This is a genomic window from Streptomyces sp. NPDC047000 (assembly GCF_040644295.1).
Lineage (GTDB): Bacteria > Actinomycetota > Actinomycetes > Streptomycetales > Streptomycetaceae > Streptomyces.
Genome location: NZ_JBEYWE010000015.1, coordinates 63,923 through 79,049, shown reverse-complemented (window position 1 = coordinate 79,049; position 15,127 = coordinate 63,923). Strand labels below are relative to the sequence as shown.

Genomic DNA, 15,127 nt, shown 5'->3' with positions numbered 1-15,127 from the left:
GCGGGCCGTCGCACGGTGGGCACGCACGGTGGGGCGTCGCGCGGGCCGCCTGGTCCGCGGGATCCCCCGGCCGCGCACCATAAGGGCCCGGCTGACCGCCGGGCTCGTCGTGCTGCTCGCCATCAGCTGCGCCGCCGTCGGTCTCGCCGCGGTGCTCCAGCTCGGCGGCTTCCTGACCACTCGGCTCGACCAGCAGCTCAGAGACGTCGGCACCCGCTTCCCGGCCAGCCTGGAACACAAGAAGCAGCCACGCGACGACCGTGACGGCGACGAGAACGGCGACACCCGCAGGCAGGGAGCGGGCACCTTCGGCGCCCGGGTGAAGGACGGCATCGTCACCACGGCGGCCGTCGTGCCGAGCGGGAACGACGACTCGACGGATCTGCACAATGTGCCCCTCACCGGGCGGGACCGCGCGCAGCTCGCCGCGATCCCGGCCGACGGGCGGGGCCACAGCGTGGAGCTGTCCGCGCTGCGCTCCTATCGCGTCATGGCGGCCCACGGCCTGGACGGTGACGTGCTGATCAGCGGCCTGCCCCTGGAACCGGTCGAGGCGGCCGTGCACCGGCTGCTGCTGGTCGCCGCGGTCGTCTTCGGCGCCGCCCTCGCCATCACCGGTGTCGCCGGAGCCCTGTGGGTACGGCTGTCCCTGCGGCCGCTGCAACGGGTCGCCGCGACCGCCCGCCGGGTCAGCGAACTCCCGCTGGCCAGCGGCGAGGTCGCGCTGCCCTCCCGCGCCCCCGGGGCCGACCCGCGCACCGAGGTGGGGCAGGTGGCGGGCGCCTTCAACCGGATGCTCGGCCATGTGGAGGACGCGCTCACCAAACGGCACTCCTCCGAGGAGCGGCTGCGCCGCTTCGCCGCCGACGCCAGTCATGAGCTGCGCACCCCCGTCGCCTCGGTGCGCGGCCACGCCGAACTGGCCCTGCTGCACCCCGGCCCGGTGCCGCCGCAGGTGACGCGGGCCCTGGAGCGCATCGCCGCCGAGTCCGCGCGGATGGGCGAGATGGTCGACGAGATGCTGCTGCTGGCCCGCCTGGACGCCGGCCGCCCCCTGGAACGGCTCCCCGTCGACCTCACCCGGCTCGTCCTGGACGCGGTGACCGACGCGCGCGCCGCGGGCCCCGGGCACCGGTGGGCGCTGGAGCTGCCCGAGGAGCCCGTGACCGTCACCGGTGACGCGCACCGTCTCCAGCAGGTGCTGGCCAATCTGCTGGCCAACGCCCGGCTGCACACGCCCGCCGGGACCACGGTGACCGCGGCCCTGGAGACCGAGGCCGGGACGGCCGTCGTCACCGTGCACGACGACGGGCCCGGCGTGCCGGACGAGGTGCAGCCCGGCGTCTTCGAGCGGTTCACCCGGGCCGACCGCCGCCGCACCGAGGCGACCGGTGGCGGCGCGGGCCTCGGCCTGTCGATCGTGGCGGCGGTGACGGAGGCGCACGGCGGCACGGTGGGCCTGGAGAGCAAGCCGGGCTCGACGACGTTCTCGGTCCGCCTGCCGGTGGCCGTCAGTACCGGGTGATCGCCGTCGGTCCGTCGGTCGTGCCGATGGCGATGTGCGGGGCGCGTGCCGGGTCGGCCCACGCCAGGATGCGGCGCATCGCCTCCTTCGGCACCGAGACGCAGCCGGCCGTCGCCCCGCTGCCGTTGACGTGCAGGAAGATCCCGGCGCCGCGGCCGCGTACCGGACGGTCGTAGTTGAAGCCGATGACCAGCGCGTGCGCGTACTGCACCGGGTAGGTGATCAGGTGTTCCGCGTCAGGGGCGCCGCAGTCAGCGGGGAGCGGTTGCGTCCAGCGGTTGTAGGAGCGGGAACCGTTGTCCTGGCACCACCAGGAGTCCCGGCGGACCGGCCGGTAGGGCTCGGTGGTGCCGGGCGGCGGCGCCTCGGTGCCGAAGGCGAACGGCAGGCCGTACAGCCCGGTCGGGGTGGTGTCCGTGCCCTGGACGCGTGAGGCGCCCTCGGCGAGGCCGTTCGCCCCGAACCGTGCCACCGCCGAACCGGCACGCGTCCAGTGGCCGTGGCGCCGGTCCCACCAGGTGACGGTGCCGGTCGTGGCGCGTGCCGCGGGGGCTTCGGCGGTGATCAGCTGGCGGCCGCCGCCGGTGTCCGCGAGCCGGGCGGCCAGCGGCCGCGGCCGGTTTGCCGGTGCGGAGGCGGCCGCCGCGGCCGGCGTGAGCAGGGACAGGGACGCGAGGAGGGCGACGGCACCTGGGCGCATGCCTCAGAAGCTAGCCGGAGGCAGTGGCAGCGGCAGCCCGGGGAGTCCGTCCAGGCTGGTCGCCACGTGGTCCTTCTTGGTGAAGTACGCGCTCAGCGAGGCGTCGTCCTCGCGCGCGAACCGCTTGCCGTGCAGGTCGCGGTCCTCGTCGTACGTCATGAAGGGCACCGCGTATCCGCAGGTGTCCCGGACGAGTTCGGCCGTGACGACGATGACGGCCCGCAGACCGTGCGCGGCGGGGTCGATACCGGGGAAGCGGGTGAGGAGACCGGGGAAGCGCGGGTCGTCGCGGAAGACCGGCTCGCCGCGCCCGTGGACGCGCACGATGTTCGGCGGGCCCTGGAAGGCGCACCACATCAGGGTGATCCGCCCGTTCTCCCGCAGATGGGCGATCGTCTCGGCGTTCGACCCGGCGAAGTCGAGGTAGGCCACGGTGTGGTCGTCCAGCACCGCGAACGAGCCGCGCAGGCCCTTGGGGGAGAGGTTGACGGTGCCGTCCCCGGACAGCGGGGCGGTCGCCGTGAAGAAGAGGGGCTGCGACTCGATGAACGTACGGAGTCTGCCGTCGATGCGTTCGTAGGTCTTTCCCATGTCCGCCGATTATCGACGGGATCCGTTCGGCCGTCCGGGGATTTTCCGCGTACGGCGGTGCGCTCCCGGCGGCGCCGTCACCGCGGCCGCCCCGGCCGGCGCTCGAACGGGGCGGCCGCGGCTGCCTGTCACGTCACTTGGTGAGCGTGCAGGCGGCCAGCGAGTCCAGGCCGGTGGGCTTGGTGGAGGTGCGGCCGATGGCGATGGCGATGCGGTCGATGGTGGAGACGCGCTTGTCCTTGAGGGGGCCGAGGATGGCGTTGTTGACGAAGTTGGGTCCGCCCTGGCCGACGGTGTTCCGGAGCCGGGTGTTGGCTTCCTGGATCTGTGTGTTCAGGAGGGTGAGGTTGCGGTCGACCTCGGCCTGGGCGGAGGCGGGGACCGCGGGCAGCTGCGACTTCACGTCCGGGCAGGTGATGGTGCCGGCGCCGCTCGCGGCCGTCGAGCCGCCGCCCGTGCTGCCGCTCGCCTGCTGGGTGGCCGTGGCACCGGGCGCGGCCGTCGCGGTGCCGGATCCCGTGCCGCCGGTCGCGGTGCCGCCGGTGCCGAGCGTGCAGGCGGCCAGCGAGTCCAGGCCGGTGGGCTTGGTGGAGGTGCGGCCGATGGCGATGGCGATGCGGTCGATGGTGGAGACGCGCTTGTCCTTGAGGGGGCCGAGGATGGCGTTGTTGACGAAGTTGGGTCCGCCCTGGCCGACGGTGTTCCGGAGCCGGGTGTTGGCTTCCTGGATCTGTGTGTTCAGGAGGGTGAGGTTGCGGTCGACCTCGGCCTGGGCGGAGGCGGGGACCGCGGGCAGCTGCGACTTCACGTCCGGGCAGGTGATGGTGCCGGGGTCCGCCAGGGTGCGGGCGTTCTGGGCGGCGTCGCTCCCGGACGACTGGCCGGCGAGGGCGGACCCGGCGATGACCGCGCCGGAGAGCACCACGGCGGCGGCGCCGCCGATCATCACGACGCGACGCTTGTTGTACTTCGGAAGTGCCCTGGACATGCGGAGACCTCACTAGGGTCAGGGGTGGTCGACAGGAGCGGCGCCGTGCTCGGTGGGGAGTACGGGAAAGCGGTTGCGGTTGTTCAAGGAAGTTTCAGATTGGTCGTGCACACGTCGAGAAGGGTCCGTCCGGCCCACTCGGATTGACGAATCATGCAGACCTCTGCATACTCATGCAGGTCGATACCGTCCGTGCCGGACAGGTGCAGCAGCGTGAGGAGCGGCGCAAGTGAGCAGCAACAGCGGTGACGTACGGCTCTGGGGCGGCCGTTTCGCCGACGGTCCCGCCGAGGCCCTGGCCAAGCTGTCCGCGTCCGTCCACTTCGACTGGCGGCTCGCGCCCTACGACATCGCCGGCTCCCGCGCCCACGCGCGCGTGCTGCACAAGGCGGGACTGCTCACCGAGGACGAGCTGACCCGGATGCTCGGCGGACTCGACCGGCTGGAGGCCGACGTCGCCTCCGGCGCGTTCACCGGCACCATCGCCGACGAGGACGTGCACACCGCCCTCGAGCGCGGCGTCCTGGAACTCCTCGGCCCCGACCTCGGCGGCAAACTGCGCGCGGGCCGCTCCCGCAACGACCAGATCGCCACCCTCTTCCGGATGTACCTGCGGGACCACGCCCGGATCGTCGGCGGCCTGATCGCCGATCTCCAGGACGCGCTGATCGGCCTCGCGGAGGCCCACCCGGCCGTCGCGATGCCGGGCCGCACCCACCTCCAGCACGCCCAGCCGGTGCTCTTCGCCCACCATGTCCTCGCCCACGTCCAGGCACTGTCCCGGGACGCCGAGCGGCTGCGCCAGTGGGACGAGCGCACCGCCGTCTCGCCGTACGGCTCCGGTGCCCTCGCGGGTTCCTCGCTGGGCCTCGACCCGGAGGCGGTCGCGGCGGACCTCGGCTTCGAGCGCGGCAGCGTCGGCAACTCCATCGACGGCACCGCCTCGCGCGACTTCGCCGCCGAGTTCGCCTTCATCACGGCGATGATCGGCGTCGACCTGTCCCGCATCGCCGAGGAGATCATCATCTGGAACACGAAGGAGTTCTCCTTCGTGACCCTGCACGACGCGTTCTCCACCGGCTCGTCGATCATGCCGCAGAAGAAGAACCCCGACATCGCCGAGCTGGCGCGCGGCAAGTCCGGCCGCCTGATCGGCAACCTGACCGGCCTGATGGCCACCCTCAAGGCCCTGCCGCTCGCCTACAACCGCGACCTCCAGGAGGACAAGGAGCCCGTCTTCGACTCCTGCGACCAGCTGGAGGTCCTGCTCCCCGCCTTCACCGGCATGATCGCCACCCTCACCGTGCACCGCGAGCGCATGACGGAACTGGCCCCGGCCGGCTTCTCGCTGGCCACCGACATCGCCGAGTGGCTGGTCAAGCAGGGCGTGCCGTTCCGGGTGGCGCACGAGGTCGCCGGCGAGTGCGTGAAGGCCGCGGAGGCCGAGGGCAAGGAACTCGACGAGCTCACCGACGAGCAGTTCGCCAAGATCAGCGCCCACCTCACCCCCGAGGTGCGCTCGGTCCTGAACGTCCCCGGCGCCCTGGCCTCCCGCGACGGCCGCGGCGGCACGGCGCCCGGCGCGGTCGCCGTCCAGCTCACCGAGGTCAAGGCGGACCTGGCCGTCCAGTACGGCTGGGCCGGCGCCCGGAAGTGACGTACCGGGTCCGCTGAACGGGCGGGCGGGGGCGGTGCCGCAGCCGTGCGGCACCGCCCCCGCCCGCCGGTACCTGATCACGGGTTACGTTGGGGGCGAGCCGTACCGGAGCAGAACGAACGGAGCCCCGTGATGTCCTTCGCCCGACTGGCCTCGGCGACGACCGCCACCTGCCACCTCGGCCTCGGTCTCGCCGCCGTCGGCCGTCCCGGCTACATCAATCTCGGCCGGGACCGGGACCTGCCGCCCGACCGCAGCGTCGGCGCCCTGCGCGAACGCACCCACGACCTCCTCGACGCCGCCTACGCCCAGGGCGTGCGCTACTTCGACGCCGCCCGCTCCTACGGCCGCTCCGAGGAGTTCCTCGCCGACTGGCTCCGCACCCGCCCCGAGGCCGCCGACGTCGTCGTCGGCAGCAAATGGGGCTACACCTACACCGCCGGCTGGTCGTCCGACGCCGGGACGCACGAGGTCAAGGACCACAGCCTCGCCGCCTACGAGCGCCAGCGCGCCGAGACCGACGCCCTGCTGGGCGACCGGCTGGACCTCTACCAGATCCACTCCGTGACCCCCGAGAGCCCCGCCCTCACCGACAAGGAACTGCACGCCAGGCTCGCGGACGCCGCCGACCGGGGCGTCACCGTCGGCTTCTCCACCAGCGGTCCCGCCCAGGCCGAGGCGATCCGCAGCGCCCTGGAGATCACCGTCGGGGGCCGTCCCCTGTTCGGCACCGTCCAGTCCACCTACAACCTCCTGGAGACCTCGGCCGGGCCCGCCCTCGCCGAGGCCCACGCGGCCGGGCTCACGGTGATCGTCAAGGAGGGCATGGCCAACGGCCGTCTCGCGGGGTCCGCCGCCCCGGAGATCCTGAAGACCGTCGCGGCGGAGACCTCCATGGGCTGCGACGCCGTCGCCCTCGCCGTCGTCCTGCACCGCCCCTGGGCCGAGGTCGTCCTCTCCGGCGCCGCGACCACCAGCCAGCTCGGCTCCAACCTCCACGCCGCCGCCGTCGCCCTGGACGAGCGCCAGCTGGACCGCCTCGCCACGCTGGTGGAGGAACCGGGCGAGTACTGGAGCCGGCGCGGACAGCTGCCCTGGCACTGACACCTCGACCGGAGAGGGGTCGTGAGACGCGCACGCCTATGGTGAGACATCGACGTCTCATGTGGGTTAGAGTCGTCTCATGGCCGTCGACCGTGACCACGTACTGCGCACCGCCGCAGCCCTGCTGACGCGCAAAGCCACCTCCACCATGGACGAGGTGGCCAGGGCCGCCGGGATCAGCCGCGCCACGCTGCACCGCCACTTCGCCGGGCGCGACGCCCTCGTACGGGCGCTGGAGTCGCTCGGCATCGCGGAGTGCGAGCGGGTGCTGGACGCGGCCCGCCTCGACGGGGGACCGGCTCCCGACGCGGTACGGCGGCTGGTCGCCGGGATCGAACCGGTGGCCGGGCTGCTGGCCTTCCTCTACACCGAGAACCAGCTGTTCGAGGGCGAGGAGCAGAACGCGGGCTGGGCCAGGATCGACGGCCGTATCGCCGCGCTGTTCCGCCGCGGCCAGGCGGACGGCGCGTTCCGCATCGACCTGACCCCCGCCTGGCTCACCGAGGCCCTCTTCGGCCTGCTCGCCTCCGGCGCCTGGGCGGTGGCCGAGGGCCGGGTGGCCCGCAACGACTACACCCGCATGATCACCGAACTGCTGCTCGGCGGCGTACTGCGCGGCCGGCGGGCGGACCCGGCGCACGGGGAGGAATCATGACCGGCACCCTGCGGCCGGCGATCACCGCCGGGGAGGCACGGCGGCAGGGCCGCTGGCTCGCGCTGTCCGTCCTCGTCCTCGCCGTGCTGCTGGTGGCGGTCGACGCGACCGTCCTCGGTCTCGCGACCCCGTACATCAGCGAGGACCTGGAGCCGTCGGGCACCCAGCTGCTCTGGATCGGCGACGTCTACTCCTTCGTCATCGCCGGTCTGCTCGTCTCCATGGGAAGCCTCGGCGACCGCATCGGCCGCAAACGGATCCTGCTCGGCGGCGCCACCGCGTTCGGCGCGGTGTCCGTGCTGAACGCCTACGCGACGACCCCGGGGACGATGATCCTGGCGCGGGCGCTGCTCGGCGTCGCGGGCGCGACCCTGATGCCCGCCACGCTCGCCCTGATCCGCAACCTCTTCCACGACCCGCGCGAGCGCAGCCTCGCCGTCGGCATCTGGGGAGCCACGGCCTCCGCGGGCACCGCGGTCGGCCCCATCACCGGGGGCTTCCTGCTCGAGCACTTCTGGTGGGGCTCGGTGTTCCTGATCAACCTGCCCGTGATGGCGGTCCTGGTCCTGGTCGGCATCCGCACCCTGCCCGAGTCACGAGACCCGGCTCCCGGCCCCTGGGACATGAGCAGCGTCGTGCTCTCGCTGGTCGGCGTGATCGGCGTGGTCTACGCCGTCAAGGAGGCCGCGGCCCACGGCCCCACCCCGCCCTCCGCGGCCGCGGGACTGCTGGGCGCGGCGGCGCTGTACGGGTTCGTCCGCCGCCAGCTCACGCTCCCGGCCCCGCTGCTGGACATCCGGCTGTTCCGGAACCGGGGTTTCAGCGCCGCCGTCCTCGCCGACCTGCTGACCGTGCTCGGCATGTCGGGTCTGGTGTTCTTCCTGTCGCAGTATCTGCAACTCGTCCAGGGCAGGCCGCCGTTCGAGGCGGGGCTGGCCGAACTGCCCGCAGCGGTGGGCGCGGTGGCGGCGGGCCTGGTCGCGGGGCGCGCGGCCCGGCGCTTCTCGGTACGGGCCGTGGTCTCCGGCGGCCTGGCGGCGGTGGGCCTCGCCCTGGCCGCGCTGGCGACGATCGACCGCTCCACCGGCTATCCGGTGCTGGGCGCCGCGCTCCTGGTCGTGGGCGTCGGCGCGGGCTTCTCCTTCACGGTGACCGCGGACGTCATCCTGGCCGGGGTGCCCAGGGAACAGGCGGGTGCGGCGTCGGCGGTCTCGGAGACGGCGTACGAACTGGGCGCGGCCCTGGGCATCGCCCTGCTCGGCACGATCGTGACCAGCGTCTACCGTGCCTTCCCGGCCCCGCCGGGCATCCCGTCGGCGGCCCGGGAGTCCCTCGGTGCGGCGGTGCGGGCGGCCGGGTCACTCCCGCCCCGCACGGCGGCCCGGCTGCTCACCGCCGCGAGGGAGTCCTTCGTACAGGGCCTGACCCTGGCCTCGGCGGTGGGAGCGGCGGTACTCCTCCTGGCAGCGGGCACGGCCTGGCACCTGCTGAGGGACCAGCACCTGGAGAACACCGAGTGACGGTCCCGTTCGCGGTGGCCGCCCGCGAGAGGTCACCGCGCGCCCGGTGACCCCGTCCCGTGGAGCGGGCTCAGGCAGCCTTGGCCTTGGTGGCGTAGATGTCCACGTACTCCTGCCCCGACAGCCGCATGACCTCGGTCATCACGGAGTCGGTCACCGCCCGCAGCACATACCGGTCCCGGTCCATCCCCTCGTACCGGGAGAACTCCATCGCCTCTCCGAACCGCACCGTCACCCGGCTGGGCCGCGGCATCCCCGACCCGCTCGGCTGGATCTTGTCGGTGCCGATCATGGCGAACGGCACGACGGGCGCCCCGGTCATCAGCGTCAGCCGTGCGATCCCCGTACGCCCCCGGTACAGGCGGCCGTCGGGGGACCGCGTGCCCTCGGGGTAGATGCCGAAGACGTTGCCCTCCTCCAGGATCCGCCGCCCGGTCATCAGGGCGGCGACCCCGCCCTTGCCGCCGTCGCGGTCGACGGGGATCATGCCGACCCCGGTGAAGAACCAGGCCATCAGCCGGCCCTTGACGCCCTTGCCGGTGACGTACTCGTCCTTGCCGATGAAGAGCACCTGACGGTCGCAGACCAGGGGAAGGATCATCGAGTCGATGAAGGTGAGGTGATTGCCCGCCAGGATGACGGGCCCCTCGGCGGGGATGTGCTCCACGCCCTCCACCCGGGGGCGGAACATCAGGCGCATGATCGGTCCGAGCACTGCCTTGATGAGGGTGAAGCGGGACAACGTGCCCTCCGGTGTGAAGAGGAAGCCGAGGCGAATCGTATGAGTCTGTGCAGGTGAGGACGATACTCGCGGCCCGGGGGGTAGCGCACGTCGACGGCGCGCGGTTCACCGAGGTCTTACGTGAGGTTGACGCTCGTTCACCTGCGGTGGCGTCACGGGATCCGTCCGTGACCTTCCCGCGGCGATGTGACGGACATCGCGCCCGCCCCCGCCGCCTCCCCTCCTGCCCCGTACCCCTCCCGGTCCCGCCCCCGGCCCCACTCCCGCTGTACTCCCCGAGTTGACCCCGCGCTCTCCCGCCCGTCATGCCCGTCCCCCTACGATCACCCCGCACCGACGGCGTACCCGGAGGGCGGGGGCGCCGGACCCAGACGCCCGGCGGACGGCAGGAGACCACGCATGGACACGCAGCGGCCGGACAGCACGCACGACGCCCGCGACGCCCACGGAGCGGACGCGGCGGACGAGCCGTCCGGGCCGGCGCACGGCACCGGCCGCCGTTTCCTGCTCGGTGCCGCCGTGCTGGGCGCGGGCGGTGCGGTCCTCGGGCTCGGCGGCACCGCCGGAGCCGCGGGGGCCGGTGCGGCGGCGGGCCGCGGGGGTCTCAGGAGCCTTCCGGTGCCGGCGATCATCGGACACCGCGGCACCAGCGGCTACCGCCCCGAGCACACCTTCGGTTCCTACGAGCTGGCCCTCGACCTGGGCGCCGACATCGTCGAGGCCGGGGACCTCGTGCCCACCAGGGACGGCCACCTGGTCTGCCGTCACGAGCCGGAGATCGGCGGCACGACGGACGTCGCCGACCACCCCGAGTTCGCCGCCCGGCGGACCACCAAGCTGCTGGACGGCGTCTCCACCACCGGCTGGTTCACCGAGGACTTCACGCTCGCCGAGCTGAAGACCCTGCGCGCCGTCGAGCGCATCCCCGCCAACCGGCCGCACAACACCCTCTACAACGGCCGCTGGGAGATCCCCACCTTCGAGGAAGTCCTGAAGTGGCAGGACGAGCAGACCCGCAGGCGCGGCAAGCAGGTCTGGATCTACCCCGAGACCAAGCACCCCACCTACTTCCGCAAGCTGGGCCTGGGCCTGGAGGAGCGGGTCGCCAAGCTGCTGCACAGGTACGGCAAGGGCAAGCGGAACTCGCCGGTGATCCTGCAGTCCTTCGAGCCGGGCAGCATCCAGCGCCTCAACACCCTCGTCGACAACCCCCTGGTGGTGCTGCTGTCCTCGGCGGGCAGCCGCCCCTGGGACTTCGTCGAGGCGAACGACCCGCGCACCGTCGCCGACCTGATCACGCCCGGGGGCCTGAGGGAGATCGCCGGTTACGCGCAGGGCATCGGCCCGACCCTGGACCTGGTGATCCCGCGGAACACCGACGGCACCCTGGGCACGCCCACGACGCTGGTCGCCGACGCGCACAAGGCGGGGCTGGTCCTGCACCCTTACACCATGCGCAACGAGAACCCGTTCCTGCCCGCGGAGTTCCGGAAGGGGACGGCCGCGGACGCGTACGGCGACGCGTTCGGTGCGTTCCGCGCCTACTTCGCGACCGGGATCGACGGGGTGTTCACCGACAACGCGGACACCGGACTGCTGGCCCGCGCGGACTTCCTCGCCGGCTGACTCCGTTCGCGGCCGTACACGCAGCACAAGTCCTCCTCCCGCGCGAGAGGGCACCCCCGTCGGCTATCTCACAGCCCCACCCCGGCACGGAATGCCTGAGATGTCCGGGAGGTCCGCAGCCGGCGGCGGTTGCCGGGCCTCCACCCCGGGGATAGGAGTGGTTGAACCAGCTGATCAGGTGGGAGGCGTGCGCGCATGGGCATGAGCGTGACCATCTCGGGGGCGACCGAGCGAGACGCGGAGCAGATCTTCAGGTTGCAGTACCTGTGCTTCCAGAGCGAGGCGGCACTGTACGGCAACTACCACATCGACCCGCTCGTCCAGAGTCTCGAATCCGTCCGTCACGAACTCACCGAGGACTGCGTCATCGTGGCGCGGCTCGGTGACGAAGTCGTCGGCTCGGTGCACGGGTCGGTGACGGCGGAGGGCGCGGCCGCCATCAACAAACTCTGCGTCCACCCCCGTCTCCAGGGCCACGGCGTCGGCGCCCGCCTGCTGCACGCGGCCGAGACGGCGCTCACCGCGGACCACGGCGCCAAGCGGTTCCGCCTGGAGGCCGGCCATCGCAGCGAGGGCAGTCTGCGGCTGTACCGCCGGGTCGGCTACGAGCGGGTGGGCACCGCCAAGGGACACGACGGTGTGCCGGTGATCGTCCTGGAGAAGCCCGCCGAGACGTACGCCGCCACCGCCTGACCCCGCCGGCGGCCCGACCCCGACCGCGCCACCGGCCGGACCGGCGCCGTGGGACCGGGGCCGCGGCAGGGCTACGGCGCCGCGGTGCGGGACCTGCGCAGCCAGTACAGCGCCGAGACCGGCAGCAGCACCGGGATGAAGACGTATCCGGCGCCGTAGGACGACCACACGGTCGAGTCCGGGAACGCCGACGGCTCGACCAGGGTCCACGTCCCGACGACCAGCACGCCCGCGAGTTCGGCGGCGCAGCACAACTGCGCCGCCCTGCGGGCCGTCTCCCCGCCGCGGACCAGCGAGTACGTGATGAAGCCGTACACCACGCCCGCGACCGCGGACAGCGTGTAGGCGAGCGGGGCCCTGCCGAAGTCGGTGGCGATCTGGAACACCGAGCGCGACACCGCGCCGACCACCATCACCCCGTAGAACCAGACGAGCAGCATGCCCGGCCCGCTGATCAGGCGGGTCCTCGCGGGCTTCTCCTGCGTGGCGGTCACCTCAGCCTCCCCAGATGTCGTAGAGCCGCACCTCGAGGACGGCGAGGACGACGCCGCCGGCGGCGACCGTCACCGAGCCCCACCGGGTCCGTTCCGCGAGCGACATCATCCCGGCGGCCGGGACGCACGCGAACGCCCCCAGCAGATACGCCACGAAGATCGTCGTGCCCTGTTCCGGTTTCCCGCCCCGCGCCAGCAGCACGATCCCGGTCACCAGGGAGATCAGCGCCAGCAGCGAGACCACGGCCATACCGATGAAGTGCCAGTCCTTCGTCGGCTGGTCGCGGTAGGCGGCCCAGCCGCACCACGCGGCGAGCAGCAGCGCGGCGACCCCGGTCACCAGCGTCAGGGCAGTGAACATGCGGCGACCCTATTACGGGCGGTGCGCGGCGATCGCGCCGGGCCCGGGTGCCGTCGGGTGCGTGGTGTTGACCACAGCCCGCCCGCGGAGGGGAGCGGGCGGGAGCCCGGGGCGGCGGCCCGCTCCGGCCCGTCAGTACTGGTCAAGGCCGGGTCCGGCCGGGTCCGGGCAGCCGTCCCGGCACTGTCCGCGCGTGTCCGTAATGTGGACAGGGCGGATTTCTCGACACCGTATGTCTGCTTTACTGATCGCATGACCACGACGAGCTGCCGCAGCACTGCGACCGAGGCGACCAGGACGCCCGGTGCTCGTTGTATGTGTCGAATGTGCGCCTTCTAGAGGGCCCCCGCACCGCCTGACAAGTCTCGCGCCCCGAAGCGAGCAGCCCCGGCACGTCCGTACGCCGCACCGCCGCGTCCGTGACCGCTGCCCGTCGGCGCACCGCGTTCCCCCGCTCCGACCGCCTCCGGCGGGAACCGTGCCGCGCCCCGAAGCAATGCAGCCGTGCGCCCGGGCCCACCCGCGCCCGCGCACTCGACAGTGACGGAAACCCACGTGATCACCACCACGGGCCTCACCAAGGTCTACCGCTCCCGCGGCCGGGAGGTCACCGCCCTCGACGGCGTCGACCTGCACGTCCGCGAAGGCGAGGTGTACGGCGTCATCGGCCAGTCCGGCGCCGGCAAGTCCTCGCTCATCCGCTGCGTCAACCTGCTGGAACGTCCCACCGCCGGAACGGTGACCGTCGACGGGCGCGACCTCACCGCCCTCGCCGGGCGCGGACCCCGGGCCGGCAAGGAGCTGCGGCGGGCGCGCAGCCGTATCGGCATGGTCTTCCAGCACTTCAACCTGCTGTCCACCCGCACCGTGCAGGACAACGTCGAACTGCCGCTGGAGATCCTCGGCAGGTCCGGCAGGGAACGGTCCCGCAAGGCGCTCGAACTGCTCGACCTGGTCGGCCTCGCCGACCAGGCCAGGGCCTACCCGGCCCAGCTGTCCGGCGGCCAGAAGCAGCGCGTCGGCATCGCCCGCGCCCTGGCGGGCGACCCCAAGGTGCTGCTGTCCGACGAGGCGACCAGCGCCCTCGACCCGGAGACCACCCGCTCCATCCTCCAGCTGCTGCGCGACCTCAACCGGCAGCTCGGCCTGACCGTCCTGCTCATCACCCACGAGATGGACGTCGTCAAGAGCGTGTGCGACTCGGCCGCCCTCATGGAGAACGGCCGTGTCGTCGAGTCCGGCACCGTCGGCGAACTGCTCGCCACCCCGGGCTCCGAACTGGCCGCCGCGCTCTTCCCGGTGGGCGGCACGGGCAGCGGGGACGAGCACACCGTCGTCGACGTCACCTTCCAGGGCGAGGCCGCCACCCGGCCCGTCATCTCCCGGCTGTCCCGCACCTACAACATCGACATCTCGATCCTCGGCGCCGCCATCGACACCGTCGGCGGGCTCCAGATCGGCCGGATGCGCATCGAACTGCCCGGCCGCTACGAGGACAACGTGGTGCCCATCGGCTTCCTGCGTGAACAGGGCCTGCAGATTGACGTCGTGGAACGCGCGGCCGGGGCGTCCGCGCCGGTGAAGGAAGGGGCCAAGTGATGGGGACCGACTGGTCGGAGATGCAACCGCTGCTGTCGCAGGCGTGTTGGGACACCCTCTACATGGTGGGCTGGTCCACCCTGATCGCCGTCGTCGGCGGACTTCCGCTCGGCATCCTGCTCGTCCTCACCGACCGCGGCGGCCTGCTGCAGAACGTCGTGGCGAACAAGGTCATCGGCCAGGTCGTGAACATCGCCCGCTCGATGCCGTTCATCATCCTGATGGTCGCGCTCATGTCGTTCACCCGCTGGATCACCGGGACCACCATCGGCCGTGAGGCCGCCATCGTGCCGCTCGCCGTCGGCGCCATCCCGTTCTTCGCGCGGCTGGTCGAGACGGCCGTCCGCGAAGTGGACGGCGGGCTCGTCGAGGCCGTGCAGGCGATGGGCGGCAACACCTGGACGGTGGTGCGCAAGGTCCTCGTCCCCGAGGCCCTGCCCTCCCTGATCTCCAGCACCACGACCACGGTCGTCGCGCTGATCGGCTACTCCGCCATGGCCGGCACCGTCGGCGCCGGCGGCCTCGGCGACATCGCCATCCGCTACGGCTACCAGCGCTTCGAGACCCAGCTGATGTGGATCACCGTGGTGATCCTGGCCGTCGTCATCTCGGCCATCCAGTTCGCCGGCGACCTCGCCGCCCGTTCCCTGCACCGCCGCGGCGGCCACTCCGGTCCGGCGCCCAGGCTCCGCCTGCTGAAGGCCAGGGAGCCCGGGGCCGCGACCGAGCCCGCGACCGCGGCCGCCGAGGCCGGCAAGGCCCTCTGACCCCCGGCCCGCGCCTCCTCACCCACGGCACACCTCCTCACCGCACCCCCACCCGCAGACTCCCCGCACACCCCGCGGGGCCGCACCACCCCTCAGGAAAGGCAC

At 72.7% G+C, this 15,127-nt stretch carries 15 protein-coding genes; 9 read left to right on the top strand and 6 right to left on the bottom strand.

From position 1 onward, the window contains the following. Nucleotides 1–28 precede the first annotated feature (28 nt). Entirely contained in the window at nucleotides 29–1,525 is a 1,497-nt protein-coding gene (locus ABZ862_RS23210; RefSeq protein ID WP_360960979.1) for a HAMP domain-containing sensor histidine kinase, read from the top strand. Here ABZ862_RS23210 and ABZ862_RS23205 read toward each other — a convergent pair. The 3 genes from ABZ862_RS23205 to ABZ862_RS23195 form a co-directional block, all read right to left on the bottom strand. Beyond that, complete coding sequence (locus ABZ862_RS23205; RefSeq protein WP_360960978.1) at nucleotides 1,512–2,225, bottom strand: L,D-transpeptidase family protein; 714 nt, start codon at nucleotides 2,223–2,225, stop codon at nucleotides 1,512–1,514. The genes ABZ862_RS23210 and ABZ862_RS23205 overlap by 14 nt on opposite strands. A 3-nt stretch (nucleotides 2,226–2,228) precedes the next feature. Beyond that, the gene (locus tag ABZ862_RS23200; RefSeq protein WP_360960976.1) at nucleotides 2,229–2,816 is read right to left on the bottom strand and encodes a pyridoxamine 5'-phosphate oxidase family protein; all 588 of its coding nucleotides are present in this window, start codon (nucleotides 2,814–2,816) and stop codon (nucleotides 2,229–2,231) included. 133 nt (nucleotides 2,817–2,949) lie between these two features. After that, on the bottom strand, nucleotides 2,950–3,804 hold the full coding sequence (locus tag ABZ862_RS23195) for a hypothetical protein (protein WP_360960974.1): 855 nt from the start codon (nucleotides 3,802–3,804) through the stop codon (nucleotides 2,950–2,952). 229 nt (nucleotides 3,805–4,033) lie between these two features. Between ABZ862_RS23195 and argH the strand changes: the two genes are divergently transcribed. From argH to ABZ862_RS23175, 4 genes are all read left to right on the top strand, one after another. Next, nucleotides 4,034–5,461 carry an argininosuccinate lyase gene (argH, locus tag ABZ862_RS23190; protein ID WP_360960972.1) on the top strand — a complete coding sequence of 476 codons (1,428 nt, stop codon included), beginning with the start codon at nucleotides 4,034–4,036 and terminating at the stop codon, nucleotides 5,459–5,461. A 132-nt stretch (nucleotides 5,462–5,593) separates the two neighbouring features. Next, nucleotides 5,594–6,565: an aldo/keto reductase gene (locus ABZ862_RS23185; protein ID WP_360960970.1), complete on the top strand. Its 972-nt coding sequence runs from the start codon at nucleotides 5,594–5,596 to the stop codon at nucleotides 6,563–6,565. A 79-nt stretch (nucleotides 6,566–6,644) separates the two neighbouring features. After that, a complete protein-coding gene (locus ABZ862_RS23180; RefSeq protein ID WP_360960968.1) occupies nucleotides 6,645–7,220 on the top strand; it encodes a helix-turn-helix domain-containing protein in 576 nt (191 codons plus the stop codon). Further along, on the top strand, nucleotides 7,217–8,740 hold the full coding sequence (locus ABZ862_RS23175) for an MFS transporter (RefSeq protein WP_360960966.1): 1,524 nt from the start codon (nucleotides 7,217–7,219) through the stop codon (nucleotides 8,738–8,740). Before ABZ862_RS23180 ends, ABZ862_RS23175 begins: the two co-directional genes overlap by 4 nt. 70 nt (nucleotides 8,741–8,810) lie before the next feature. Here ABZ862_RS23175 and ABZ862_RS23170 read toward each other — a convergent pair whose 3' ends face one another. Further along, nucleotides 8,811–9,482, bottom strand: a complete 672-nt coding sequence (locus tag ABZ862_RS23170; RefSeq protein WP_360960964.1) for a lysophospholipid acyltransferase family protein — start codon at nucleotides 9,480–9,482, stop codon at nucleotides 8,811–8,813. 399 nt (nucleotides 9,483–9,881) lie between these two features. Here ABZ862_RS23170 and ABZ862_RS23165 point away from each other — a divergent pair, with 399 nt between their 5' ends. Both ABZ862_RS23165 and ABZ862_RS23160 read left to right on the top strand, forming a co-directional pair. After that, nucleotides 9,882–11,108: a glycerophosphodiester phosphodiesterase gene (locus tag ABZ862_RS23165; RefSeq protein WP_360960962.1), complete on the top strand. Its 1,227-nt coding sequence runs from the start codon at nucleotides 9,882–9,884 to the stop codon at nucleotides 11,106–11,108. A 195-nt stretch (nucleotides 11,109–11,303) separates the two neighbouring features. Beyond that, entirely contained in the window at nucleotides 11,304–11,801 is a 498-nt protein-coding gene (locus tag ABZ862_RS23160; protein ID WP_360960960.1) for an N-acetyltransferase, read from the top strand. Nucleotides 11,802–11,872: 71 nt separating this feature from the next. On the opposite strand, the gene ABZ862_RS23155 is transcribed toward ABZ862_RS23160, so the two are convergent. After that, nucleotides 11,873–12,295 (bottom strand): hypothetical protein, encoded by a 423-nt coding sequence (locus ABZ862_RS23155; protein ID WP_360960958.1) that lies wholly within the window; start codon nucleotides 12,293–12,295, stop codon nucleotides 11,873–11,875. Nucleotide 12,296: 1 nt separating this feature from the next. After that, complete coding sequence (locus ABZ862_RS23150; protein ID WP_360960956.1) at nucleotides 12,297–12,656, bottom strand: hypothetical protein; 360 nt, start codon at nucleotides 12,654–12,656, stop codon at nucleotides 12,297–12,299. 555 nt (nucleotides 12,657–13,211) lie between these two features. On the opposite strand from ABZ862_RS23150, the gene ABZ862_RS23145 reads away from it, so the two are divergent. Continuing rightward, nucleotides 13,212–14,255 carry an ATP-binding cassette domain-containing protein gene (locus ABZ862_RS23145; RefSeq protein ID WP_360960954.1) on the top strand — a complete coding sequence of 348 codons (1,044 nt, stop codon included), beginning with the start codon at nucleotides 13,212–13,214 and terminating at the stop codon, nucleotides 14,253–14,255. Continuing rightward, complete coding sequence (locus ABZ862_RS23140; RefSeq protein WP_360960952.1) at nucleotides 14,255–15,022, top strand: methionine ABC transporter permease; 768 nt, start codon at nucleotides 14,255–14,257, stop codon at nucleotides 15,020–15,022. The genes ABZ862_RS23145 and ABZ862_RS23140 overlap by 1 nt, the downstream gene beginning before the upstream one ends. The last annotated feature ends 105 nt before the right edge of the window (nucleotides 15,023–15,127 follow it).

Bases quoted from the DNA above. Each gene is read 5' to 3' on its own strand.
- ABZ862_RS23205 (WP_360960978.1), bottom strand. From the start codon at position 2,225: ATGCGCCCAGGTGCCGTCGCCCTCCTCGCGTCCCTGTCCCTGCTCACG.
- ABZ862_RS23200 (WP_360960976.1), bottom strand. From the start codon at position 2,816: ATGGGAAAGACCTACGAACGCATCGACGGCAGACTCCGTACGTTCATC.
- ABZ862_RS23195 (WP_360960974.1), bottom strand. From the start codon at position 3,804: ATGTCCAGGGCACTTCCGAAGTACAACAAGCGTCGCGTCGTGATGATC.
- ABZ862_RS23185 (WP_360960970.1), top strand. From the start codon at position 5,594: ATGTCCTTCGCCCGACTGGCCTCGGCGACGACCGCCACCTGCCACCTC.
- ABZ862_RS23180 (WP_360960968.1), top strand. From the start codon at position 6,645: ATGGCCGTCGACCGTGACCACGTACTGCGCACCGCCGCAGCCCTGCTG.
- ABZ862_RS23175 (WP_360960966.1), top strand. From the start codon at position 7,217: ATGACCGGCACCCTGCGGCCGGCGATCACCGCCGGGGAGGCACGGCGG.
- ABZ862_RS23165 (WP_360960962.1), top strand. From the start codon at position 9,882: ATGGACACGCAGCGGCCGGACAGCACGCACGACGCCCGCGACGCCCAC.
- ABZ862_RS23160 (WP_360960960.1), top strand. From the start codon at position 11,304: ATGGGCATGAGCGTGACCATCTCGGGGGCGACCGAGCGAGACGCGGAG.
- ABZ862_RS23150 (WP_360960956.1), bottom strand. From the start codon at position 12,656: ATGTTCACTGCCCTGACGCTGGTGACCGGGGTCGCCGCGCTGCTGCTC.
- ABZ862_RS23140 (WP_360960952.1), top strand. From the start codon at position 14,255: ATGGGGACCGACTGGTCGGAGATGCAACCGCTGCTGTCGCAGGCGTGT.